We start from the raw sequence: 21,646 nt of genomic DNA, 5'->3' as shown, positions 1-21,646 counted from the left end.
CACCGCTCCCCGGAGGGAGCCGTGCCACGGCACCTGGTCCGACGCGAGCGCCGGGCCGACGACGAGTGTAGCGGGTACCGGGGCCCTGGTCGTCACGCGGCGCCGCGGTGGACCGCTGTGACGCGTGACGGACGCGTCACAGTCGGGCGCGCACCGCGTCCGCGAACCGCTCCACGGCCCCGGGGGCGTGCTCGAAGAACAGGGACGGCTCGGCCAGCTCGACCTCGAGGACGACCGGCTGGTTCTCGTCGTCGGGGATGAGGTCGACGCGGGTGTAGAGCAGCGGTGCACGGTCGGGGAAGATCTTGCCCAGCTCCGAGACGACCATGTCGGCCACGGCGCGCTCCTGCTCGGTGGCGTCACGGGCGGCCAGGACCCGCTCGCGGAACAGGACGCCCTCCTTCTCCCCCGCCCGGTACGGCCCCTCGAGCAGCGGCTCCTTGCGCACGCAGTGGCTGAACTCGCCGTCGACGTAGACCAGCGCGCTCTCGCCCTGGGTGTCGACCTGCGTGAGGTAGCGCTGCAGCATCACGCGCCGACCCACGGCGAGCAGGTTCTTGGCGTGCGTGATGGCCAGGGACCGCGACGGGGTCACCCCCGCGTCGTACCGGCCCGTGTCACGCGAGCCCGCGCTGACGGTCGGCTTGATGACGAAGTCACCGAACGCCGGGAACCGGGTGTGGATGGCGCGCGCGTTGAGGTTGCGCTCCGGGTCGAGCCAGATGGTCGGGACGATCGGGACGCCACGCTGCTCGAGGTCCCGCAGGTACGCCTTGTCGATGTTCCAGGCCACGACGTCCGCCGGGTTGAACAGCGTGGAGGTGCGCTCCACGCGCCGCGTCCAGTCGGCGAACTGGGCGGGACGGTCCGTGTAGTCCCACGTCGAGCGGATGAGGACGTGCGGGTAGGCGGCCCAGTCGACCGTCGGGTCGTCCCACACCACGACGTCCGTGGGGACGCCCCGCGCGGCCAGCGCGTCGCGCAGCGGCAGGTCGTCGGGGTCGAGGTCCGGCAGCTGGGCGCAGGTCGCGAGGGCGAGGCGCGCGGTGGATTCGCTCACGTCCGCACTGTACCCACGGCGTGTGACGTGCACGCACCGGGCGCGTGACCGTCCGGGGACGTGACGACGACGCGTCGGCGTCCCGGGGGCGGGACCCCGCACCGGCTCAGGCCTCGGCGTCCTCCGACGCGGTCAGTCGGTGCAGCGCGCGCACGACGCTGCCCGGCGAGGCCGTGCCCACCGCACGGCCGTCGGCGTCGAGCACGTCCAGCCGGCCGCCGTCCAGGGCGTCGGCGACCTCGGTCAGGGCGGCGACGACGTCCCCGAGCTCGGCGCCGAGGCGCACCGTGGGCCGCACCGACGGGCCCGCGGCGGACTGCTCCGTGTCCGTGCCCACCCCCGTGCCCTGCGGCGTGCCGGGGTCCAGGTCGGCGGTCTCGAGACGGCCGAGCGCCAGCAGGCGCGCGGTCCGACCGCGACCCACCAGGTCCGCGACGGCCGGCGACGCCGGCCGGGCGACGACGTCGAGCGGGGCCGCCAGCTGCTCGACCCGCGCACCGCGGCTGAGGACGACCACGCGGTCCGCCATGCGCACCGCCTCGTCGATGTCGTGCGTGACCATCATCACGGTGGTGCCCAGCTCCCGCTGGAGCCGGGCGAACTCCTGCTGCAGCCGCGCCCGGCCCACGGGGTCGACCGCACCGAACGGCTCGTCCATCAGCAGCACGGGCGGGTCGGTGGCCAGGGCGCGGGCGACGCCGACGCGCTGGCGCTCGCCGCCGGACAGCTCGTGCGGCCAGCGCCGCGCGTACCGCTGCGGGTCGAGCCCCACGAGGGTCAGCAGCTCGTCGACACGCTCGCGCGCGCGCCGCCGGTCCCACCCGAGGAGCCGGGGCACGGTCGCGACGTTCTGGGCCACCGTGCGGTGGGGGAAGAGCCCGACGTTCTGGATGACGTACCCGATGCGGCGGCGCAGCGCCACGGGGTCGACGTCCGTGACGTCCTCCCCGCCCAGCACGATGCGCCCGGACGTGGGCTCCACCAGGCGGTTCGCCATCCGCAGCGTCGTGGACTTGCCGCAGCCCGACGGCCCGACGAGCACCAGCAGCTCCCCCTCGCGCACCTCGAGGGTCAGGTCGTCGACCGCGACCGAGCCCGCGTACTCCTTGCGGACCGCGTCGAACCGGATGGCGGCACCCGGCGACGCGGGCACGGCCGACCCGCGGGTCGGCCCGGTGCGCGCGGACGTGGTCACGGGCAGCGACGCTAGCGGCACGTGCCGACACCCGCGAGGCGGCCCGCCCGGCGCTCACCGCGCGGGTGTCCGAGGTCGTCAGTAGGTTCGGGCGCATGCCGACCGCGCAGGTGCTGGCGACCGCCACGAACCCGTGGTTCTCGTGGGAGTACCTCGAGCGCAACGGGAGCGACGTGCTGCGCTACACCCAGCAGCACGCGTCGCTGACCGCCGAGGCGGTGCTCATCGCCCTGGTCGTGGCGCTGCCGCTCGCGGCGCTCGCCCACCTGCGCCCCCGCCTGGCCGGTCCCGTGCTGGCGGCCACCGGGGTGCTGTACACCATCCCGTCCCTCGCGCTGTTCGCGCTGCTCGCGCCGGCCACGGGCATCGGGCGGACCACGGTGCTCATCGGGCTGGTCGTCTACGCGCTGCTCGTGCTCGTCCGCAACGTGCTGGTCGGGCTGCAGGGCGTCGACCCCGCGGTCCGGGACGCCGCGCGCGGCATGGGGTACGGGCGGCTGCGCCTGCTCCTGACGGTCGAGCTGCCGCAGGCCGTGCCCGCCGTCGTGACCGGCCTGCGGCTCGCGACCGTCAGCACCGTCGCGCTGGCCACCGTCGGCGTCGTGGTCGGCTACGGCGGGCTCGGGCAGCTGATGTTCCGCGGCTTCCGCAGCGGCTACCACGCCGAGATCATGACGGCCACGGTGCTCTGCCTGGTGCTGGCCCTCGTCGCGGACCTCGCCCTCGCGCTCCTGGGTCGCGTCCTGACGCCATGGCGACGGGGCTCACGCACCCGGCCCGCCGCGCGCGACGCCGTCGGCTCGCAGGAGGCCGCATGGACGTCCTGACCGAGGCGCTGCGCTGGCTCAACGACCCGCTCAACTGGACCGGCCGCCAGGGGGTGCTCGCCCTGGCGGGCACGCACCTGGCGATCTCCGCGGTCGCCGTGGTGATCGCGCTGGTGGTGGCCCTGCCCGTGGGGCTGTGGCTCGGCCACCGGGGGCGCGGCGCGACCGTCGGCGTCGTGGTGGCCAACACGACACGCGCGCTGCCCACGCTCGCGCTGCTGACCCTGCTCGCCGCCGCCGGCTGGTTCGGCAGCACGGCGACCGCCATCGCGTGCGCGGTCTTCGCCGTCCCACCGGTCCTGGCGAACGCCGTCACCGGCGTCGGCGGCGTCGACCCCGACGTGCGGGACGCGGCACGAGGCCTGGGCATGTCGGGCGCCCGCGCGCTGTGGACCGTCGAGGTGCCGCTCGCCCTGCCGCTGCTCGCCGCCGGCATCCGCACGGGCACCGTGCAGGTGCTCGCGACGGTGCCGCTGGCCGCCCTCGTGGGGGGCACGAGCCTGGGAACCATCGTGGTGAGCGGCTTCGCCACCCAGCGGTACGGCAAGGCACTGGCCGGCGGCATCCTCGTGGCGGCGCTGTGCCTGGTGGTCGAGGGGCTGCTCGCCGTGGTCGAGCGCGCGGTGACCCCGCGCGGCCTGCGCGGGCGCGGCCGTGCCGCGACCGCGGACGAGCGCGCCGACGTCCGCCCCCACCGCCACCGCGTGCCTGCCACCGCCACACCCGCCACCGCCGTGCCCGCCACCACCACCGGGGAGCCCGGGGCCCGCAGCGCCCCCTGATCCCTCCGACCGTCCGAGGTCGACCGCTCCACAGCCCGCCGCACCCGGCCCACCCTCGACAGGAGACCTCCGATGCGCATCAGCCCGCGCCACCGCACCCTCGGCGTCCTCGCCGCCCTCACCCTGACGCTCGGCGCCTGCGGCACACCCGGGTCCGGCGGCGGTCAGGCCGAGACGGCCGCCGCCGGCTCCGACCTGCCGGCCTGCGAGCCGATCGCCGGCGAGAGCCTGGTCGTGCTCGAGGACGACAAGGGCCTGCAGAACGCCGACAACATCATCCCGGCGGTCAACGCCCAGGTGGCCGCCGACCACCCCGAGGCCGTCGAGCTCCTCGACTCCGTCTCGGCCGCGCTCGACACCGAACGGCTCATCGGTCTCAACAAGGCCGTGGACGTCGACCGGCGCACCTCCACCGAGGTCGCAGGAGAGTTCGTCGCCGAGGAGGGCCTGGCGGCGGACGACGCGAGCACCGGCACGGGCACGTCGCTGACGATCGGTGCGGCGAACTTCTCCGAGAGCATCACGCTGGCGGAGATCTACGCCGAGGTGCTGCGCAGCGCCGGCTTCGACGCCCGGGCCCAGACCATCGGTGCCCGCGAGACGTACCTGCCCGCGCTGCAGTCCGGTGAGCTGGCGGCGGTCCCGGAGTACGCCGCCACGCTGGCAACGTTCCTCAACGCGCAGGTCAACGGCGCCGACGCACCCACCGTGGCGTCCAGCGACGTGGACGAGACCGTGACCGCCCTGACACCCCTGGCCGAGGAGAGCGGGATCGTCGTCGGCGAGGCGTCGGACGCGCAGGACCAGAACGCGTTCGCCGTCACCGGGGAGTTCGCCCAGGAGCACGACCTGCAGACGCTGTCCGACCTCGCCGCCACCTGCGGCGACGTCGTGCTCGCCGGCCCGCCGGAGTGCCCCGAGCGGCCGTTCTGCCAGGTGGGGCTCGAGGAGACGTACGACCTGTCGGTCGGCGAGTTCAAGTCCTACGACTTCGCACTCATCGGCCAGGCGGTACGGCAGGGTGACGCGGCGGTGGGGCTCGTGACCTCGTCCGACGGCTCCCTGGCAGCCACGGACGACTGACCGACCCGCGGGAGGCGGCGGGTCAGCGACCCGCCGCCTCCAGCAGCCGCAGCCACACCTCGCTGAGGGTCGGGTACGAGGGCACCGCGTGCCACAGCCGCGCGAGCGGCACCTGCCCGACGACCGCGACGGTCGCCGCGTGCAGCATGTCGGCGACGTCCGGGCCGACGAACGTCGCCCCGACCACCACGTCGCGCGCGCGGTCCACGACGAGCTGCGCCCGGCCCGCGTAGTCCGCCGCGGTGACGGTGGCACCGGCGAGGTCACCCAGCTCGTAGGACAGGACCTCGACGTCCAGCCCCTCCGCACGCGCCGCCGCCTCGGTCCGCCCGACCCAGGCCACCTGGGGCCGGGTGAAGACGACCTGCGGCACCGCCGCCGCGTCGGCGGTGGCGCGGTAGCGGCTCCAGGGCGCGGCGGCGGCCTCGGCGGCACGGGACAGCCCCGCCGGGTCGTCCGAGACGGCGCCCGGGTCCCGCGGGTCGAACCGGGCGGCCACGACGTCCCCCACCACCCGGGCGTCGTACTTGCCCTGGTGGGTGGTCGCCGTGCGGCCCGTGACGTCGCCCGCCGCGAACAGCCAGCCACCCTCGACCGACGTCACCTGCAACCGGTCGTCCACGGCCAGCGGATCACCCGGTCGCAGGCCGAGCACCTCGAGCCCCAGGTCGTCCGTGGCCGGTCGGCGACCCGTGGCGACCAGCACCTCGTCGACCGTGACGACGTCGGCGGCGCCCGGCGCGCCGTCGTCGCCCGCGCGCTCCACGGTCAGGTGCACGCCCTCCTCGTCGCGCGACGCGGACGTCACGGACGCGCCGAACGCGACGCGCACGCCGCGGTCGGTGAGGCTGCGCGCCACGGCGTCCCCGGCGAACGGCTCGGCCGCCGGCAGCAGCCGCCGCCCGCGCACCAGCACCGTGACCTCGCTGCCGAGGTCCGCGAAGGCGGTGGCCATCTCGGTGGCCACCACGCCACCGCCGACGACGGCGAGCCGCGGGGGCACCCGGTGCGCGGACGTCGCCTCGCGGCTGGTCCACGCCCGCACGCCCGCGAAGGCGTCGGGCACGACGGCGACCGACCCGGTGGCCACGACCACCGCGTGGCGGGCGCGCAACGGGCGGGCGGTCCCGTCGGCCCTCTCGACCGTGAGTGTGCGCGGCCCCGTGAACCGCGCGTGCCCCCGCACGAGCGTCAGCCCGGCACCCTCGACCCAGGCGACCTGCCCGGCGTCGTCCCAGTGGGCGGCGACCTCGTCGCGGCGGGCCAGCACGGCCGCGACGTCGAGGTCACCGGTCAGCGCGGCGTCCGCGCCGGGCACCGCGCGCGCCGCGGCGAGCGCGTCGCCGGGCCGCAGCAGCGCCTTGGAGGGCATGCACGCCCAGTAGGAGCACTCGCCGCCGACCAACGCCGGCTCCACGACGGCGACGCGCAGCCCCGTGCGCGACGCGCGGTCCGCGACGTTCTCCCCCACCGCCCCGGCACCGAGGACGACCACGTCGAACTCGTCGTCGGCGCGGGTCGAGCGGTCCACGGTGCCGCCGCCCTGCGGACCGGGGTCGGCGGCCCGTCCTGCCTCGCCCGTGCCGTCCCGCTCCGGGGACCCGCTCCGCTCGTCGGCCATCACCGCTCCGTCCTCGACAGGTGACGACATCGTGACGCGCTGCGCCGCGGCATGCCCGCCGGGACACGCAAGGGCCCGGGCGGACCGTGCGCGCACCGTGGTCCGAGCAGGGTCCAGGGAGAACGGGCGAGAGCCTCGACCTCACCCGCCCGACGCTGCCAGGATGGACGCGTGTTCGGACGCCGCCGCGAGCCCCCCGGACCCGACGGGCACGGCAGGGAGCCCGAGCGTCCGGCGCCGGTGTCGCACGACGCGCTGCTCGCCGCGGTCGTGGCGCAGCACCTCGACGGGGCGCAGGTCGTGGAGGGGACGGCGCGTGTCGTCGGTCCTGAGCTGACCGTGCTGTGCCACGTCCCCGTGGTCACCGACCTGGGCCGGCAGCGGCAGGCGGCGTGCTTCTTCCAGCTGTCCGGTGGAAGGCTGGGCAGCACGCCGGTCTTCACGTCGGTGCCCGGGTACGGCCCCAGCGAGGAGGAAGCCGTCGCCCAGGGCGGCCACTCCCTGGCGGGCCTCGTGTCGGCGTTGCTCGGGGCGATCGCCGGCCGCGAGCCGTCGGCCGCGCACCCGGTGGTGCGCTGCCAGGTCGTGCTCGACGGGCGACGGTTCGGGCTCGTCGTGGCAGGGCTGGACCGTGGGCCCGCCGGGCCGGACGCGGTGGTGCGGCTCGGTGAGTTCCGGGAGGCCCTCGGTGGCACGCCGTTCCTGCTGCCGCCGTTGATCGGCGATGTCGGGTGCCTGCCGTTGCTCCAGGGCGACGACGCCGCGCTCGTCAGCCTCTTCGTGGCCCAGTGGCCGAGCTCCCGGACGGTCGAGCTCAAGGTCCACGGCGCCGACTGGACGACGACCGGCCTCCTCGACGACCCGGTGGGGCTCGCGTCCGGCGACGACGCCGCGCTGCTGCGTGAGCTCGCGATGCTGGTGCCCCTCGACCCGCCGGCGCCCGTGACGCGCGAGGCCGTCCAGCGGACCCTCGACGGCCTGGCCGAGCGGCGTACGCCCCGCCAGGCGGCCGGCTGGCAGGGCTGGACCGTGCACGGCGGCCGGCTCGGGCCGGTGCTGGACCACGAGCAGCTCGCGGCGGTGGAGGCCGGGACCGGCCCGCTGCCGAACGACGTGCGGGACTTCCTCCTGCGGGTCGCCGGCCCGGGTGCGGGCCCGGGGTACGGGCTGCTGCCGCTGCGGCGGGCGGGCGACGTCGTCCCACTCGCGCACGCGGGGTGCGGCAACGCCTGGGTGCTCGCGCTCGAGGGGCAGCGGCGGGGGACCGTCTGGCTGGACGCGTCCGGGTCGGCCGGAGAGACCACCCAGGTCGCGTCGTCGTTCACCGAGTGGTTCACCGACTGGCTGGACGCAGCCGTGCGTGACACCGGCCCATGGCTGCAGTACGACGTCCGTGGGTGCTCGCCGGTCAGCGCCATGTCACGGGCGCTCACCGCCAGGTCGGACCACGCGGCTGCCGCGGGCGAGCCGGAGCCCACGTCGCTCGTCGGGATGCCGGACGGCGCCATCTGCACGGTCGGGGAGGCGACGTACCTGCCGCACGGTCCGATGGACCCGTGCCACGGGTGCGTCTCGCTGGCCGGGTCCCTGGGGTTGGCGCCGACCGTGTTCGCGCCCGGCTTGCTCATGGGCGCGCGCTGAGGCCACCGGGATCCCGTCCGCCGTGCTGGTCGCGGTCGTCGGTGGTGGGTCGCCCCGGGAACGACGAAGCCCCGTCAGGCGGACCTGACGGGGCTTCGTGGCTGGTACGCCCCCCGGGACTCGAACCCGGAACCCGCTGATTAAGAGTCAGCTGCTCTGCCAGTTGAGCTAGAGGCGCGCGGCTGGTTGAGATTAGCAGGATCCCGGGGTGGTGGTCGAACCGGAGGGCCGCCCACGGGCCTGTTGTGACGACCCTCACGCCCCGGTGGGCGTGCCGCCGTCCGCGCTCCACCACGCGTCCTCGGGGAGCCCCTCGGCCGCGAGCAGCTCCTCGGACGTCTGCCCCGTCGGGGCGAGCAGGTCGACGAGCAGGGTCAACGGCACGTGCTCGGCCAGCAGCTCCTGGGCGTGCTGCGCCGCGTCGAGCCCGGGGAGCATGACGTTCTCGTCAGGTGCAGGCACGCCCTCCGCGCCGGCCCCGGCCTCCTGGGCCCGGCCCGGGTCGTCCGCCGGGATGCGCTCGTCCATGGTCCTCCTCGTCGCACGCGCGACAGTCGCGGTCCCCCGACCTTCACCCGGACCCTACGACGCGAACCTCGCCGTCATGAAGACACGACGGCGGGTGCGCACGACACGCCGGTCACAGGTACAGGCCGGTGCCCTCACCGGTCGCCCGCGGCTCCGCCACGCCGTGCACGTCCTTCTCCCGCAGGAGCAGGTACGTGCTCCCGGAGACCTCCACCTCGGCGCGCTCCTCCGGGTCGAACAGCACGCGGTCGCCGACCTTGACCTGACGCACGTGCTCACCCGCCGCGACCACCGTGGCCCACGCCAGCCGCTTGCCCATGGCCGCCGTCGGCGGGATGAGGATGCCGGCGCCGGTACGGCGCTCGGCCGCGTCGGAGTCGAGCTCGACCAGCAGCCGGTCGTTGAGCATGCGCAGGGGAAGGTCACGGCCCGCGCCCTCGCGGGGCGTCTCGTTCGGTGCACTCACGTCGCCGACGCTACCCCGCTGCGATCTAGGCTGGCGTCCGTCGTCCCGCCCCCACGACCCGCAGGAGTGACCGTGCCCCGCCTCGCCGTCGGCGACACCGCGCCCGACCTCACGCTTCCCAGCAGCACCGGCGAGGAGGTGTCGCTGCGGGACCTGCGCGGCCGCTCCGTCGTCGTCTACTTCTACCCCGCCGCCGGCACGCCGGGCTGCACGGCGCAGGCCTGCGACTTCCGCGACTCGCTGGCCTCGCTCACGGGCGCCGGGTACGTCGTCCTCGGCGTCTCGCCCGACTCGCCCGAGAAGCTGGCGCGGTTCGCGCAGGCCGAGGCGCTGACGTTCCCCCTGCTCTCGGACCCGGAGCACCGCGTGCTCGAGGCCTGGGGCGCGTGGGGCGAGAAGACCAGCTACGGGCGCACGTCGACGGGCGTCATCCGCTCGACCGTGGTGGTCGACCCCGAGGGCAAGGTCGCGCTCGCGCAGTACAACGTGCGCGCCAAGGGCCACGTCGCCAAGCTGCGGCGGGACCTCGGCATCGACTGACCACCGGGCGGCCCCGGGTCGGCGCGTGCCAGACTCGGGCGCGCGCGGGAGTGGTGAAACGGCAGCCACGCCAGGTTTAGGTCCTGGTGCCCGCAAGGGCGTGCGGGTTCGACTCCCGTCTCCCGCACCACGACGGGGCCGGGGCGTACGCCCCGGCCCCGTCGCCGACCTCAGCGGAACGGCAGCCCGATCACGGACCCTCCGGTCGCCACCGTCGACGGACCGCTCCCGATGGCGTTCCACAGCGCCACCCGGACCGTGCCACCGCGCAGGTCACCCAGCGCACCGGTCGCGCGGTCCAGGCCGACGGCCTGGGTGTAGCGCTCACCGCCCGGCAGGGGGTCGGTCGCGAGGTACCGGTAGACCTCGACCCGGTCCCACGTCCCGTCCCCGGTCAGGTCGTACTGCACCGAGAGGCGCGTGCCGTTGCCCACGTGGGTGCCGGCGTCGACCAGCAGGTCGAACGTCGTCGTCCCGCCCGTGGCCCGGGCGGTGAGGCCCGTGGCCTGCAGGACGACGGCTCCCGGCGGCTCGGCCGCGGTGTCGGTCCCGCGCGCGGCAGGCACCTGGAGCTCGCCCGCCGGACCCGGGGTCCGGACGAGCGCACCGTCCCGGCCGAGCGCGAACGTGAGTCCGGTGCCGGGCGTCGGTGTCGGGCTCGCCGTCGGACGCGGGGTGCGTGTCGGCGTCGGGCTCGCCGTCGGACGCGGGGTCCGTGTCGGCGTCGGGCTGACCGTCGGACGCGGGGTCCGCGTCGGCGTCGGGCTCGCCGTCGGACGCGGGGTCCGCGTCGGCGTCGGGCTCGCCGTCGGACGCGGGGTCCGCGTCGGCGTCGGGCTCGCCGTCGGACGCGGGGTCCGCGTCGGCGTCGGGCTCGCCGTCGGCCCGGCCGTCGGGCCGCCCACGGCACCCCCGCCGGACCACGTCTGCGCCCCCGTGGCCACCGTCCTGCCGGCGGGCACCGACACCCGTGTGCCGTCGCTGAAGGTCACGGTCCGCGGCGCCGACGTCACGTTGGCGGCGACGTAGGTGCGCGCGCCGTCCTTCACGAAGACCACGGAGAGCGGGCTGTCGCCGTGCACCGTGGTGTCGAGCGTCCCCAGCGCCGCGAGGTTCGCGATCCAGTGGAACGTGTGCGCCCGCGACTCCCCCTCCTCCACCGGGTAGCCGGGGTTCGCCTGCAGCAGGCGCAACGCCTCGTCGGGGTCGCCCAGCGCCAGGTAGCTCCACAGGATGTCCTGCCACACCGTGGGCGGTCCGCCGTTGGCCTTCACCAGCTCGGCGTAGTTGGACCGGACGTCGTCCGGTCGCGTGCCGAGGTACAGGTGGGACCCGGTGATGGGCAGCGTGTTGATCCCCTGGATCATCTCGGCCTCGCCGGAGAACCACGTCGAGTACGTGCCGCCGTCGCCCCAGACCATGCCGAGGGTCGAGTGGCCGAACCCGTCCGGGATCGCCTCGGCCCGGTCGAACCAGTACTCCTGGATCGCCGCGGCCTGCGTCGCGTACAGGTACGCGCCCGCGTCCCGCACGGCGGTGTCACCGGTGGCCTCGCCCCACTGCACGAGAGCGCCGGCGAAGTTCATGCCCTCGGAGCTCGACTCCTGGTTGTTGCCGGCGACGAACGCCCCGTGGCCCGACGCCCAGTCGTGGCCGGCGTACACGTCGAAGTCCCGCAGGTACGGGAACCGGGTCTCGGACCGGTCGTACCCGTTGGCGTCCCGGATGAGCAGGTCCACCATGCCGCCGTACTGCCCGTCCGACGCCCACTGCGGGTCGAACCGGGCCAGGGTGGCGGCCGCGGCGACGAAGTACCCGTAGTGGAAGTGGTGGTCGTTCAGCTCGGTGTCCGAGCCGTACGACGCGGGGTACCCGATGAGGGTGCCCCACCGCTCGTCGTAGGCGAAGACCTGCCCGGTCTTGCCCGGCGTGGCGGTGAACCAGTCGGTGAGCGTGGCGCGCACGCGCGCCAGGGTCTCGTCCCTCAGCTGCGTCTCCCCCAGCTGGTCGGCGATCTCGACGATGCGCGTCGCCCGCCCCAGGGCCTTGCCGGTCCAGTAGGTGTCGGCCCGCAGGATCGGCATCGGGTCGGCGGCCACCTCGGCCAGCAGCCCGTCCAGCGTCGCGCGCGCCGCACCGGACGACGTGGCGACGGCCGGCACCTCCGGAAGGACGCCCGTGAACGGCGTGGCGGTGGTGAAGGACGTGGTGCCCGCGTACGGCGTCATGGCCCCGCGCGGGCTCGGGTACGCGGCGTCGAGCTGCTCCCCGTCGACGGCGGTGACGTACCGCTGCTGGTGGGGGTACAGCGCGACGAGGGCGCCGGTCGCACCGGCCTCCAGCGGCGTCGTCTCCAGCCGGTAGGTGGTCCGGACCACGCCGGCGGCGGCGTCGTAGGTGTAGTCGGCCGTGGTGCCCGTGACCTCGGCGAGGGCGGAGCCGTCGACCGCGGCGAGCGCGGCGGCCCGGTCGGCGTCGGTCGCGTCGGCCGCCGTGGCCAGCGCGGTCACGGCCAGGTAGCCCCGACCACCCAGGGAGGACCGGAGCGTGGACCCCGTGACGTCCCACGTCGCACCCGTGGGTGCGTGCGCGGCGTAGTCGTGGCCGTTGGCGGTGAAGCCGAGCGTGGCGCCGTCCCGCGCCCACACGCGCACGTCGTGGGTGGACGACAGCACGGCGTCGCCGCCCTGGACGTGGTACCAGGAGGTGGGCAGCCCGTGCCCGATCGTCGCGCGCAGGCTGCGAGTGCCGTCGGACCAGGACGGCGTGACCGTCCAGTCCGTCCAGCCCGCGACCTGCACCGTCGGCGCCTCGAGCCCGGCAACGCCGACCACGACGTCCTGGACGAACCGGAAGTGGAACTCGCCGATGCCGCCGGGCGTCCCGGACAGCGTCGCCTCGCGCGGCGTCGACAGACCCAGGCCCCCGGGCGTCGGCTGGTACGACACCGGGTGGGCGTGCAGCGGCTCGCTCAGGCGGCAGTCCAGCCGCTTGTACAGCAGCGACGACCACCAGTCGTTGGTCGGCAGCGCACCGGACGGTGCGTCGTCCGTCAGGGCCGAGCGCGGGTCCGCCTCGACCGAGTCGCACCCCTCGGGCGTGGGCCCGACAGGTGCGGCGGCGTACCCGCCGGCACCCACGTCGACGATCCCGTCGGCGGCGACGGCGTCGTCCCGCGGGACGATCACGAGGGCCGCGGCGCCGGCCAGCGCGAGCGCCGCCGTCGTCGCGATCCCACGCCTCCACCACGGCACCGTGACCGTGTCCAGGGCGTGCTGAGATGAGGACCCCCGAGGGGTCCGTGCTGTTGGTTGCATGGTGTGAAGCCCCCAAGGCGACCCCGTCGCGCGCTGCGCGCGCGGCGGTCGCCCCTGCGACCGGTGCGCCGCTCCGTTGCGCCGCACCGCGACCGGTCCCCGCGCGACCCCCGTTGGTCACGCTGTGGTGAGAGCGATCTCACATCACGCTAACACCGCGTCCAGGTCCTGCAACCGCGAGCGGCGGGACGCCCCGAAACGGTTCGTCCCGCCGCTCGGCGAGGGGTCTCAGGCGGCCGAGGACCGCTCGGCGATCTTGGCGCGCACCTCGTCCATGTCGAGCTCCTTGACGCCCGCGAGGACCTGCTCGAGCGCCGGGGCCGGCAGCGCACCTGCCTGGTTGAAGACGAGGATCCCGTCCCGGAACGCCATGAGCGTCGGGATGGACGTGATCTGGAGCTCCGCGGCCAGCTGCTGCTCGGCCTCGGTGTCGACCTTCGCGTGCACGACCTCCGGGTGCGCCTCGCTGGACGCCTCGAAGACGGGTGCGAACATGCGGCACGGGCCGCACCACGCCGCCCAGAAGTCGATCAGGACGATGTCGTTGTCCTTGACCGTGCTGGAGATGGTGTCGGCGGTCAGCGTGATGGTGCTCATGGGTGTGTCTCCGTCCTGCAGGGGTTCCCCCGGTACAGCACCGACCCCTCCGGCCCTATTCCGCCGCCCGCTGCCCCCAGCGAGGCGATGCGGCCCGCACGCCGCGGACGGGGTAGAACTGCACGGTGACCGCGTCCGCCGAGTTCCACCCTGGCCCCGAGCGTCCTGCCGGCTGGTTGTCCGCCGAGCAGATCGGCGCCGCGCGCCGGCAGCTGCCCATCCTCTACGTCGACGCCGTGCCCGTGCGCGTGGACGAGTCGGGCGACGTCGTCGCCGTCGGGCTCCTGCTGCGTGTGACGAACGAGGGCGTGATGTCCCGCGCACTGGTGTCGGGGCGCGTGATGTACCACGAGCGGGTGCGCGACGCCCTGCTGCGGCACATCGAGAAGGACCTGGGCCCCGTCGCGCTGCCGCAGGTGCCGGCGTCGCCGCAGCCGTTCACCGTCGCCGAGTACTTCCCGACCCCCGGCGTGACGCCGTACCACGACCCCCGCCAGCACGCGGTGTCGCTGGCGTACGTGGTCCCGGTGGCCGGTGACTGCCGCCCGCAGCAGGACGCGCTGGACCTGGCCTGGTTGACGCCGGAGGAGGCGTGCGCCGAGGCGGTGCAGGTCGAGATGAACGGCGGGCAGGGTCTGCTGCTGCGCCAGGCGATGGCGTGGGCGGGCCGCCTGCCCTGACCCGCGCCGCCGTCGGCGCCGGGCCGCATCAGGTGCCGCGTCAGGTGCCGTGTCAGGTGCCGTGTCAGGTGCCGAGGTCGAGCTGCGGCCAGTCGGCCAGGTCGGCACGCAGCTGCCGGTCGTGGGTCGCGACGACCACGGCGGCCGACGTCGCCCGCAGCGCGACCGTGAGGTCGTCGACCAGCCCGACGGACAGGTGGTTGGTCGGCTCGTCGAGCACCAGCACGTGCGGCGCCGCCAGCAGCGCGCACGCCAGGTCGAACCGGCGGCGCTGACCGACGGACAGCTCCCGCAGGGGACGCTCGAGGTCCTCCTCGGTGAGCAGGCCGAGCGCCGCGACGGGCACCAGCGCGTCGGGGTCCAGGGCGCCGGCCTCGAGCAGGTCCAGGGCGTGGCGGGCGTAGGCGTCGAACGCGGTCGGCGACGCGCCACCCGGTGCCGCGGCGCGCTCCCCCGGCCCCTCCTGGGCCAGGACGCCCAGCCGGACGCCCGGCGCCACGGTCCGCGTGCCCCGGTCGAGCACGAGCGAGCCCACGAGCGCCGCCAGCAGGGTCGACTTGCCGGCGCCGTTGGGGCCCGTGACCAGCAGCCGGCTCGCCGGCATGACGTCCACCCGGCGCCCGGGCAGGTCGAGCCGCCCCGCGACGCGGGCGCCCCGCAGGTCCACGAGGGGACCACCCGTGTAGTCCGTGGGGACGGACGGCAGGTCCGGGAACTGCAGGGCGGGCGGGGGCACGGGCACCTCGACGGCCTGCGCCTCGAGGCGCTGGACCAGGCGGTCGGCGGCCTTCACGTGCTGCCGCGCCCGGGTGGCGCGACGGTGGGCGTGCGACCCCTTGGGCGGGCGCCACTCGTCCGACAGGCCCTCGTACGACGCGTCGAGGCGCTGGGCCAGGACCCGGGCGCGCTTGCGCTCGGCGCGGTAGCGGGCCCGCCACCGGCGCAGCATCTGGTCGCGCGCGAACCGGTAGTCCGCGTACCGCGCCGCGCCGTACAGCACCGGCCGCCCGTCCATCGACGGGTCCATGTCGAGGATGGCCGTCATGACGTCGTCCAGCAGGCGACGGTCGTGCGTGACGATGACGAGCCCACCTGCCCACCCCCTCAGCTGCGCGGTGAGGTGCTCGACCCCGCCGGTGTCCAGGTGGTTGGTCGGCTCGTCGAGCAGCAGCAGGTCGGCGCGCTCGGCGAGCCGGCAGGCCAGGCGCACGCGGTACCGCTCGCCCACGCTGAGCTCGGCCAGCGGGCGGTCGCGGTCCCGGGGGGCGCGCAGCCGCGACAGGCTCTCGTCGACCCGCCGGTCGACGTCCCAGGCCGCGAGGTGCTCGTAGCGCGCGATCGCCGCGGACAGCGCGGCCACGTCGCCGCCCTCGTGGTCGAAGGCGTCGATCACGGCCTGCAGGTCGGCCGCCGCGGCGCGCGTGGCCGCACCCGTGGCCTCGACGAGCGTGCCGATCGTGTCCCCCTCGGACACGGCGAGGTCCTGCTCGACGACCGCCAGCGTTCCCTGCCGGCGGACCGCGCCGCCCTGCGGGTGCAGCCGACCGGCGAGCACGCCCAGCAGGGTCGACTTGCCGGCGCCGTTCTCCCCGACGAGCCCGACGCGGTCGCCGGGGCCCACGGTGAGGTCGAGCCGGTCCAGCACCGGGCGCCCCGGGTAGCCGAACGTCACGGACTCCGCGACGAGCTGCACCTCGCCCGGACGCGAGGTCGGCGGCGCGCTCATGCCTGCAGCGCCGCCACCAGGTGCGGCACGAGGGCACGGAACGCCTGTCCGCGGTGGCTGATCGCGTTCTTCTCGGCCGGCGTCAGCTCGGCGCACGTGCGCGTCTCGCCGTGCGGCACGAGCACCGGGTCGTAGCCGAAGCCGTGCGCACCGCGCGGTGCCGTGGCCAGCGTCCCCTCCAGCGTGCCCACCTCGACGTGCTCGGTGCCGTCGGGCGTGACGAGGGCTGCCGCGCACACGAACCGCGCACCGCGGTGGGCGGGGGCGATGTCGGACAGCTGGGCGAGCAGCAGCGCCAGGTTGGCGGCGTCGTCGCCGTGGCGTCCTGCCCAGCGCGCGGAGAAGATGCCGGGCGCACCGCCGAGCACGTCGACGCTCAGCCCCGAGTCGTCGGCGACGGCGGGCAGGCCGGTGGCCGCCGCGAGGGCCCGCGCCTTGAGGAGCGCGTTCGCCTCGAACGTCAGCCCGTCCTCGACCGGCTCGGGCGCGTGCACCTCCCGGGCGCCGAGCACCGCGGCCGGGTCCAGCCCGGGCAGCACGGGCGCCAGGATCGCGCGCAGCTCGGCGACCTTGTGCGCGTTGTGGGTCGCCAGCACGAGCCGTGCGCCGGCCGGGACCACGACACCCTCGGCCGGTGTCACGCGCCGACCCCGGCGGCCGGTCCTGCCGTCCGCGTCGCGGTCCCGTCGGCGGCGGGCGCCGCCAGCACGGAGGCCTGCAGGGCCGTGAGCCGGGCGGTGCCCGCCACCGCGAGGTCGAGCAGGGCGTCGAGCTCGGCGCGGTCGAACGGCGCGTGCTCCGCCGTGCCCTGCACCTCGACGAACGTCCCCGAGCCGGTCGTCACGACGTTCATGTCGGTCTGCGCGCGCACGTCCTCGCGGTAGGGCAGGTCGAGCACCGGGACGCCGTCGACGATCCCGACGCTGACGGCCGCGACGGAGTCGCGCAGCACCCTGCGTCCGGGCTTGACCAGCCGCTGCGACGTCGCCCACGCGACGGCGTCGGCGAGCGCGACGTACGCACCGGTGATGGCGGCCGTCCGGGTGCCGCCGTCCGCCTGCAGGACGTCGCAGTCGAGGACGACGGTGTTCTCCCCGAGCGCGGCGACGTCGACGACGGCGCGCAGCGACCGGCCGATCAGCCGCGAGATCTCGTGCGTGCGCCCGCCGACCTTGCCGCGCACCGACTCCCGGTCGGACCGGCTGTCGGTGGCCCGCGGCAGCATCGCGTACTCGGCGGTCACCCAGCCCTCGCCCGAGCCCTTGCGCCAGCGCGGCACGCCCTCGGTGAACGACGCGACGCACAGCACCTTGGTGCCGCCGAACTCCACGAGGACGGACCCCTCGCCCGCGTCCAGGAAGCGCCGGGTGATCGTCACCGGCCGCAGCTCGTCGGGCCGTCGCCCGTCCGCCCGCAGCACCCCCGCCGTACCGTCCGCCACCGCACCCGCCGTCGTCCCGCCACCGCTCACCATGCCCACGACCCTACGTGCGCACGGTGCCCGGCTCCGAACCGGCCCCCCGGGGGGCGCTGCACCCCGGCGCCGGGGCACGGCCGGCGTCACACGGGGTAGGTCGCCCCCGGTGCGGCCAGCACGACGGGGCCGTCGTACACCGCGCGGGCCTCCGCCACGGCGACGTGCGGGTCGTTCCAGGCCGGCACGTGCGTGAGCACCAGCGCCCGCGAGCCCCCGCGCGCGGCGGCCTGCCCGGCCCGACGGCCGGTGAGGTGGACGCCGCGGACGTGGTCGTCACGGCCCTCGACGAACGCCGCCTCCGCCAGCAGCAGGTCGGCGCCCGTCGCCAGGTCGTCCAGGCCCGGGCACGCGTCCGTGTCCCCGCTGTACGCCAGGACGACGCGGCGTGCCGGGTCGTCCTCCGACGGGCCGGTGACGCGCACGCCGACGGCGGCCACGGGGTGCTCCACCGGCACGGCCTCGAGGGTCATCGGCCCGACGACGACGGGCACGCCCGGCGCCCAGGTGCGCACGTCGAACTGCTCGGCCGTGTCGGTCGCGGGGTCGTGGCCGGACATCTGCACGATCCGCTCCCGCGTACCCGCCGGTCCCTGCACCACGAGCCGCGGCAGCGGGCCGGCGGGCCGGTAGCGGCGGTACACGCCGAGCACCGCGAGGTCGGCCACGTGGTCGGCGTGCAGGTGCGAGATCGCGACGAGGTCGAGCGCGGCGGGGTCGCCCCACCGCTGCAGCGCACCGAGCGCCCCGTTGCCCAGGTCGAGCAGCACGGACCAGGTGCGGCCGTCCGCGTCGTCAGCCTGGACGAGGTACGACGACGCCGCCGAGTCCGGTCCCGGGAACGACCCGGCGCACCCCAGCACGACGAGCCTCATCGCAACGCACCCCGGGGCTCGACCGCCTCGACCTCGGGACCGAGGAACCGGCGGGCCAGCGAGGCGAACGACGCCGGGTCGCCCGTCGCGAGGAACCGGTGGGTCGCCGGGCCCGACGCCGGGTCGCGCTCCATGTCGTGCGCGACCAGCGTGCGGTAGACGTCCTTGGCCGTCTCCTCGGCGCTCGACACGAGCGTGACCTCCTCGCCCATGACGTAGGAGATGACGCCGGTGAGCAGCGGGTAGTGGGTGCAGCCCAGCACGAGCGTGTCGACGCCGGCCGCGCGGACGGGGTCGAGGTACTCGTGGGCCGTGGCCAGGGCGTCGGGTCCGGACGTCACCCCCGCCTCCACGAGCTCGACGAACCGGGGGCACGCGCGCGACGCCAGCTCCACCCCCGCGACGGCGAAGGCGTCGTCGTAGGCGCGCGAGTCGATCGTGGCCCGCGTGCCGATGACACCGATGCGCCCGTTCCGCGTCGCCGCGACCGCGCGGCGCGCGGCCGGCAGCACCACCTCGACGACCGGCAGCCCGCGGCGCAGCGTGTACCGCTCACGGGCGTCGCGCAGCACGGCCGCGGACGCGGAGTTGCAGGCGATGACCAGCATCTTCACGCCCGCGTCGACCAGGTCGTCCATGATCTCCAGCGCGTGGGCGCGCACCGCGGCGAGCGGCTTGGGACCGTACGGGCCGTTGAGGGTGTCGCCGATGTACAACGTGGACTCGTGCGGCAGCTGGTCGAGGATGGACCGCGCCACGGTCAGGCCCCCGACGCCGGAGTCGAAGATGCCGATGGGGGCGTCGCTCACGCGACCGAGACTAGCCGTCGGACCGGCGGCGCCCGGTGCCGGGACGCTCCGGTGCGGCGAGCATCACAGCCAGCAGCGACTCCTGCAGCCAGGACAGCGCGCCGTACACCGAGGCCAGGTAGGCGCGGACGTCGTCCTCGTCGCCGTCGCCCAGGCCGTCGTACAGTGCCTCGGAGTCCGCGTCCGTGCGGATGCCGAGCCGCTCGCCGAGCACCAGGCGCAGGTCCGTCAGCGTCGCCGCGACGTCGTCGGCCTGGTCGGGCGACACCACCAGCGCGTGCTCCGGCCACCCGGGCTCGCCGTGCACCAGCGCGGCCCACAGGGCCCGCAGGCGGGCGATCTTGCGCCCGCGCAGGTCGTCCTCCGTCAGCCTGCGGAACTCGTCGGCGACCTCGGGGTCGTCCCGCGACGCGTCGGGCAGCAGCCGGCGCACCGCGGGGTCCTGCGGCGGCGGCACGGGTCCGGTACGCATCGACCACCCACCGGGAGCACCGGGGACGGGCTCGCCCGTCGCGGGCGGGGCGCCGTCCTCGAGGCGGCCGGCGCCCAGCAGCTCGGCGACGTCGGCGACGACCGAGGCGACGACGTCGCGCTCGCTCGGGTCGAGCTGCGCGACGAAGCGGCCCTTCTGACGGCGGAACGCGCGCATCACTGCCCCCCGCGCTGCATCGTGGCCCACAGGCCGTAGGAGTGCATGGCCTGCACGTCGATCTCCATGGCCTCACGGTTGCCGGTCGACACCACCGCGCGGCCCTCCTCGTGGACCTGGCGCATGAGGTGCTCGGCCTTCTCGGTCGGGTACCCGAAGTAGGTGCGGAAGACGTAGGTGACGTAGGTCATGAGGTTCACCGGGTCGTTCCACACGATCGTGACCCAGGCGTCGGCCGTGGACGTCGCCTCGGCCACGTCCGGGCGGGTGTCGGGAGCGGTCAGCGCGGGCACGACGCCCACTGTAGGTGGGACGGCCTGGCGCGGCGGATGACCGCGTCGCCGGGGGCGTCTACGTTGACGGCATGACGGACACGCACGCACCGGCACCGACCGCGACCACCCCGGCCGTCGCCGCCGTCGGCTCGGGCAGCACCGCCCTGCTCACCGACCGCTACGAGCTGACCATGCTGCAGGCGGCACTCGCCGACGGCACGGCGCACCGGCGCTGCGTCTTCGAGGTCTTCACGCGGCGGCTGCCGGCCGGCCGCCGGTACGGCGTGCTGGCCGGCACGGGCCGCGTGCTCGAGCAGCTGGCCGCCTTCCGGTTCGGCACCCCCGAGCTGGACTGGCTGGCCGACGAGCGCATCGTGGACGACGCCACGCTGGAGTTCCTGGCGGGGTACCGCTTCCGCGGCTCGGCCGTGGGCTACGCGGAGGGCGAGATGTTCTTCCCGCAGTCCCCCGTGCTGGTCGTCGAGGGCACCTTCGCCGAGGCCGTGCTGCTCGAGACGCTGGTGCTGTCCGTGCTCAACTACGACTCGGCGGTGGCGTCGGCGGCGTCCCGCATGACCAGCGCGGCGGTGGACCGCCCGTGCCTGGAGATGGGGGCGCGGCGCGCGCACGAGGACGCCGCCGTCGCAGCCGCCCGGGCCGCCGCGGTCGCGGGTTTCGCCGGCACGTCCAACCTGGAGGCGGGGCGCCGCTACGGGCTGCGGACCATCGGCACCGCCGCGCACGCCTTCACGCTGCTGCACGACGACGAGGAGGCGGCGTTCGCCTCGCAGGTGCGCTCGTCCGGCGCCGGTACCACCCTGCTGGTCGACACGTACGACGTGCGCCGCGGCGTGGAGCGCGCGCTCGCGGCGGCGGGCACGGGCCTGGGTGCCGTGCGGCTCGACTCCGGGGACCTGGCCGTGCTGGCGCAGGAGGTCCGTGCCCAGCTGGACGCGGCGGGCGCCCGCGACACGCGGATCGTGGTGACGAGCGACCTCGACGAGTACGCGATCGCCGCGCTGGCGGTCGCTCCCGTGGACTCGTACGGCGTCGGCACGTCGCTGGTGACCGGCTCGGGCGCCCCCACGTGCGGGATGGTCTACAAGCTCGTGGCCCGCGAGGGCGCCTCGGGTGCCATGGAGCCGGTCGCCAAGGCGTCGCGGTCCAAGACGAGCCTGGGTGGCCGCAAGTCCGCGGCGCGGCGCCTGGACCGGGACGGGCGCGCCGTCGAGGAGGTGCTGGTCGTCGGTGACGACGAGCGGGTGGCCGCCTGGACGGACGAGCGGCACCGCGACCCCGACCCCACGCTGCGGCCCCTGCACGTGCCGCTCGTGGTCGACGGCGAGGTGCTGCCCGGGCTGACGGCGGCGCAGGGCGTGCGTGCTGCGGCCGCGCGGCACGCCGCGTCCCGCGACGAGCTGCCGCGCGGCGCCCGCCGGCTGTCCTCGGACGAGGCGGCCGTTCCGACGGTGGAGCTGCGCCTGGGGTGAGCCACTCCGGA

General features: G+C 75.6%; 21 protein-coding genes and 2 tRNA genes. 8 read left to right on the top strand and 15 right to left on the bottom strand.

The window, feature by feature from the left end:
* Positions 1 to 136: 136 nt before the first annotated feature.
* On the bottom strand, positions 137 to 1,060 hold the full coding sequence (locus KG103_RS06800) for an ATP-grasp domain-containing protein (protein ID WP_089802114.1): 924 nt from the start codon (positions 1,058 to 1,060) through the stop codon (positions 137 to 139).
* A 106-nt stretch (positions 1,061 to 1,166) separates the two neighbouring features.
* The gene (locus tag KG103_RS06795; RefSeq protein WP_407644965.1) at positions 1,167 to 2,255 is read right to left on the bottom strand and encodes an ABC transporter ATP-binding protein; all 1,089 of its coding nucleotides are present in this window, start codon (positions 2,253 to 2,255) and stop codon (positions 1,167 to 1,169) included.
* A gap of 95 nt (positions 2,256 to 2,350) precedes the next feature.
* On the opposite strand from KG103_RS06795, the gene KG103_RS06790 reads away from it, so the two are divergent.
* From KG103_RS06790 to KG103_RS06780, 3 genes are all read left to right on the top strand, one after another.
* The gene (locus KG103_RS06790; protein WP_207340638.1) at positions 2,351 to 3,082 is read left to right on the top strand and encodes an ABC transporter permease; all 732 of its coding nucleotides are present in this window, start codon (positions 2,351 to 2,353) and stop codon (positions 3,080 to 3,082) included.
* Positions 3,070 to 3,864, top strand: a complete 795-nt coding sequence (locus tag KG103_RS06785; RefSeq protein ID WP_207340639.1) for an ABC transporter permease — start codon at positions 3,070 to 3,072, stop codon at positions 3,862 to 3,864. Before KG103_RS06790 ends, KG103_RS06785 begins: the two co-directional genes overlap by 13 nt.
* A gap of 72 nt (positions 3,865 to 3,936) precedes the next feature.
* The gene (locus KG103_RS06780; protein ID WP_207340640.1) at positions 3,937 to 4,947 is read left to right on the top strand and encodes a glycine betaine ABC transporter substrate-binding protein; all 1,011 of its coding nucleotides are present in this window, start codon (positions 3,937 to 3,939) and stop codon (positions 4,945 to 4,947) included.
* 22 nt (positions 4,948 to 4,969) lie between these two features.
* On the opposite strand, the gene KG103_RS06775 is transcribed toward KG103_RS06780, so the two are convergent.
* Entirely contained in the window at positions 4,970 to 6,568 is a 1,599-nt protein-coding gene (locus KG103_RS06775; RefSeq protein ID WP_207340641.1) for a dihydrolipoyl dehydrogenase family protein, read from the bottom strand.
* 171 nt (positions 6,569 to 6,739) lie between these two features.
* On the opposite strand from KG103_RS06775, the gene KG103_RS06770 reads away from it, so the two are divergent.
* A complete protein-coding gene (locus tag KG103_RS06770; protein WP_207340642.1) occupies positions 6,740 to 8,209 on the top strand; it encodes an SMI1/KNR4 family protein in 1,470 nt (489 codons plus the stop codon).
* Positions 8,210 to 8,311: 102 nt separating this feature from the next.
* On the opposite strand, the gene KG103_RS06765 is transcribed toward KG103_RS06770, so the two are convergent.
* The 3 genes from KG103_RS06765 to KG103_RS06755 all read right to left on the bottom strand — a co-directional run bounded on the left by KG103_RS06765 (position 8,312) and on the right by KG103_RS06755 (position 9,146).
* A tRNA-Lys gene (locus KG103_RS06765) sits at positions 8,312 to 8,387 on the bottom strand.
* Between the two features lie 77 nt (positions 8,388 to 8,464).
* A complete protein-coding gene (locus KG103_RS06760) occupies positions 8,465 to 8,737 on the bottom strand; it encodes a hypothetical protein (RefSeq protein ID WP_207340643.1) in 273 nt (90 codons plus the stop codon).
* Between the two features lie 112 nt (positions 8,738 to 8,849).
* On the bottom strand, positions 8,850 to 9,146 hold the full coding sequence (locus KG103_RS06755) for a GroES family chaperonin (RefSeq protein ID WP_207340812.1): 297 nt from the start codon (positions 9,144 to 9,146) through the stop codon (positions 8,850 to 8,852).
* 129 nt (positions 9,147 to 9,275) lie between these two features.
* Between KG103_RS06755 and bcp the strand changes: the two genes are divergently transcribed.
* Together bcp and KG103_RS06745 are read left to right on the top strand one after the other, a co-directional pair.
* On the top strand, positions 9,276 to 9,743 hold the full coding sequence (gene bcp / locus KG103_RS06750; protein WP_207340644.1) for a thioredoxin-dependent thiol peroxidase: 468 nt from the start codon (positions 9,276 to 9,278) through the stop codon (positions 9,741 to 9,743).
* A gap of 44 nt (positions 9,744 to 9,787) precedes the next feature.
* Positions 9,788 to 9,873 (top strand) — tRNA-Leu (locus tag KG103_RS06745).
* 40 nt (positions 9,874 to 9,913) lie between these two features.
* Here the strand turns inward: KG103_RS06745 and KG103_RS06740 are convergent.
* Positions 9,914 to 12,997 carry a glycosyl hydrolase gene (locus tag KG103_RS06740; RefSeq protein ID WP_249670831.1) on the bottom strand — a complete coding sequence of 1,028 codons (3,084 nt, stop codon included), beginning with the start codon at positions 12,995 to 12,997 and terminating at the stop codon, positions 9,914 to 9,916.
* A gap of 291 nt (positions 12,998 to 13,288) precedes the next feature.
* Complete coding sequence (trxA, locus tag KG103_RS06735; RefSeq protein WP_207340646.1) at positions 13,289 to 13,657, bottom strand: thioredoxin; 369 nt, start codon at positions 13,655 to 13,657, stop codon at positions 13,289 to 13,291.
* Between the two features lie 125 nt (positions 13,658 to 13,782).
* Here trxA and KG103_RS06730 point away from each other — a divergent pair, with 125 nt between their 5' ends.
* On the top strand, positions 13,783 to 14,337 hold the full coding sequence (locus tag KG103_RS06730) for an NUDIX hydrolase family protein (RefSeq protein WP_207340647.1): 555 nt from the start codon (positions 13,783 to 13,785) through the stop codon (positions 14,335 to 14,337).
* Positions 14,338 to 14,401: 64 nt separating this feature from the next.
* Here KG103_RS06730 and KG103_RS06725 read toward each other — a convergent pair whose 3' ends face one another.
* The 7 genes from KG103_RS06725 to clpS all read right to left on the bottom strand — a co-directional run bounded on the left by KG103_RS06725 (position 14,402) and on the right by clpS (position 20,163).
* Positions 14,402 to 16,063, bottom strand: a complete 1,662-nt coding sequence (locus KG103_RS06725) for an ABC-F family ATP-binding cassette domain-containing protein (RefSeq protein ID WP_207340648.1) — start codon at positions 16,061 to 16,063, stop codon at positions 14,402 to 14,404.
* Positions 16,060 to 16,704 (bottom strand): RdgB/HAM1 family non-canonical purine NTP pyrophosphatase, encoded by a 645-nt coding sequence (rdgB, locus tag KG103_RS06720; protein ID WP_207340649.1) that lies wholly within the window; start codon positions 16,702 to 16,704, stop codon positions 16,060 to 16,062. Before rdgB ends, KG103_RS06725 begins: the two co-directional genes overlap by 4 nt.
* Positions 16,701 to 17,537 carry a ribonuclease PH gene (gene rph / locus KG103_RS06715; protein ID WP_207340650.1) on the bottom strand — a complete coding sequence of 279 codons (837 nt, stop codon included), beginning with the start codon at positions 17,535 to 17,537 and terminating at the stop codon, positions 16,701 to 16,703. The genes rdgB and rph overlap by 4 nt, the downstream gene beginning before the upstream one ends.
* A gap of 86 nt (positions 17,538 to 17,623) precedes the next feature.
* Positions 17,624 to 18,412: an MBL fold metallo-hydrolase gene (locus tag KG103_RS06710; RefSeq protein WP_207340651.1), complete on the bottom strand. Its 789-nt coding sequence runs from the start codon at positions 18,410 to 18,412 to the stop codon at positions 17,624 to 17,626.
* Positions 18,409 to 19,221, bottom strand: coding sequence for a glutamate racemase (gene murI, locus KG103_RS06705; RefSeq protein ID WP_207340652.1), 813 nt, complete (start codon positions 19,219 to 19,221; stop codon positions 18,409 to 18,411). Before murI ends, KG103_RS06710 begins: the two co-directional genes overlap by 4 nt.
* Positions 19,222 to 19,231: 10 nt before the next feature.
* Positions 19,232 to 19,870, bottom strand: a complete 639-nt coding sequence (locus KG103_RS06700; protein WP_207340653.1) for a DUF2017 domain-containing protein — start codon at positions 19,868 to 19,870, stop codon at positions 19,232 to 19,234.
* Complete coding sequence (gene clpS, locus KG103_RS06695; RefSeq protein ID WP_372434886.1) at positions 19,870 to 20,163, bottom strand: ATP-dependent Clp protease adapter ClpS; 294 nt, start codon at positions 20,161 to 20,163, stop codon at positions 19,870 to 19,872. Before clpS ends, KG103_RS06700 begins: the two co-directional genes overlap by 1 nt.
* A 71-nt stretch (positions 20,164 to 20,234) precedes the next feature.
* On the opposite strand from clpS, the gene KG103_RS06690 reads away from it, so the two are divergent.
* The gene (locus KG103_RS06690) at positions 20,235 to 21,635 is read left to right on the top strand and encodes a nicotinate phosphoribosyltransferase (protein ID WP_207340655.1); all 1,401 of its coding nucleotides are present in this window, start codon (positions 20,235 to 20,237) and stop codon (positions 21,633 to 21,635) included.
* The last annotated feature ends 11 nt before the right edge of the window (positions 21,636 to 21,646 follow it).

Origin of the sequence: Cellulomonas wangleii, assembly GCF_018388445.1 — a bacterium.
Classification (GTDB): Bacteria; Actinomycetota; Actinomycetes; order Actinomycetales; family Cellulomonadaceae; genus Cellulomonas; species Cellulomonas wangleii.
This window is presented reverse-complemented; position numbering and strand designations above follow the sequence as displayed.

Coding starts and splice junctions, on each gene's coding strand:
- KG103_RS06700 (WP_207340653.1), bottom strand. CDS start 19,870: ATGCGCGCGTTCCGCCGTCAGAAGGGCCGCTTCGTCGCGCAGCTCGAC.
- KG103_RS06785 (WP_207340639.1), top strand. CDS start 3,070: ATGGACGTCCTGACCGAGGCGCTGCGCTGGCTCAACGACCCGCTCAAC.
- KG103_RS06710 (WP_207340651.1), bottom strand. CDS start 18,412: ATGAGGCTCGTCGTGCTGGGGTGCGCCGGGTCGTTCCCGGGACCGGAC.
- KG103_RS06790 (WP_207340638.1), top strand. CDS start 2,351: ATGCCGACCGCGCAGGTGCTGGCGACCGCCACGAACCCGTGGTTCTCG.
- KG103_RS06755 (WP_207340812.1), bottom strand. CDS start 9,146: ATGCTCAACGACCGGCTGCTGGTCGAGCTCGACTCCGACGCGGCCGAG.
- KG103_RS06760 (WP_207340643.1), bottom strand. CDS start 8,737: ATGGACGAGCGCATCCCGGCGGACGACCCGGGCCGGGCCCAGGAGGCC.
- KG103_RS06775 (WP_207340641.1), bottom strand. CDS start 6,568: ATGGCCGACGAGCGGAGCGGGTCCCCGGAGCGGGACGGCACGGGCGAG.
- trxA (WP_207340646.1), bottom strand. CDS start 13,657: ATGAGCACCATCACGCTGACCGCCGACACCATCTCCAGCACGGTCAAG.
- KG103_RS06780 (WP_207340640.1), top strand. CDS start 3,937: ATGCGCATCAGCCCGCGCCACCGCACCCTCGGCGTCCTCGCCGCCCTC.
- KG103_RS06725 (WP_207340648.1), bottom strand. CDS start 16,063: ATGAGCGCGCCGCCGACCTCGCGTCCGGGCGAGGTGCAGCTCGTCGCG.
- KG103_RS06690 (WP_207340655.1), top strand. CDS start 20,235: ATGACGGACACGCACGCACCGGCACCGACCGCGACCACCCCGGCCGTC.
- rph (WP_207340650.1), bottom strand. CDS start 17,537: ATGGTGAGCGGTGGCGGGACGACGGCGGGTGCGGTGGCGGACGGTACG.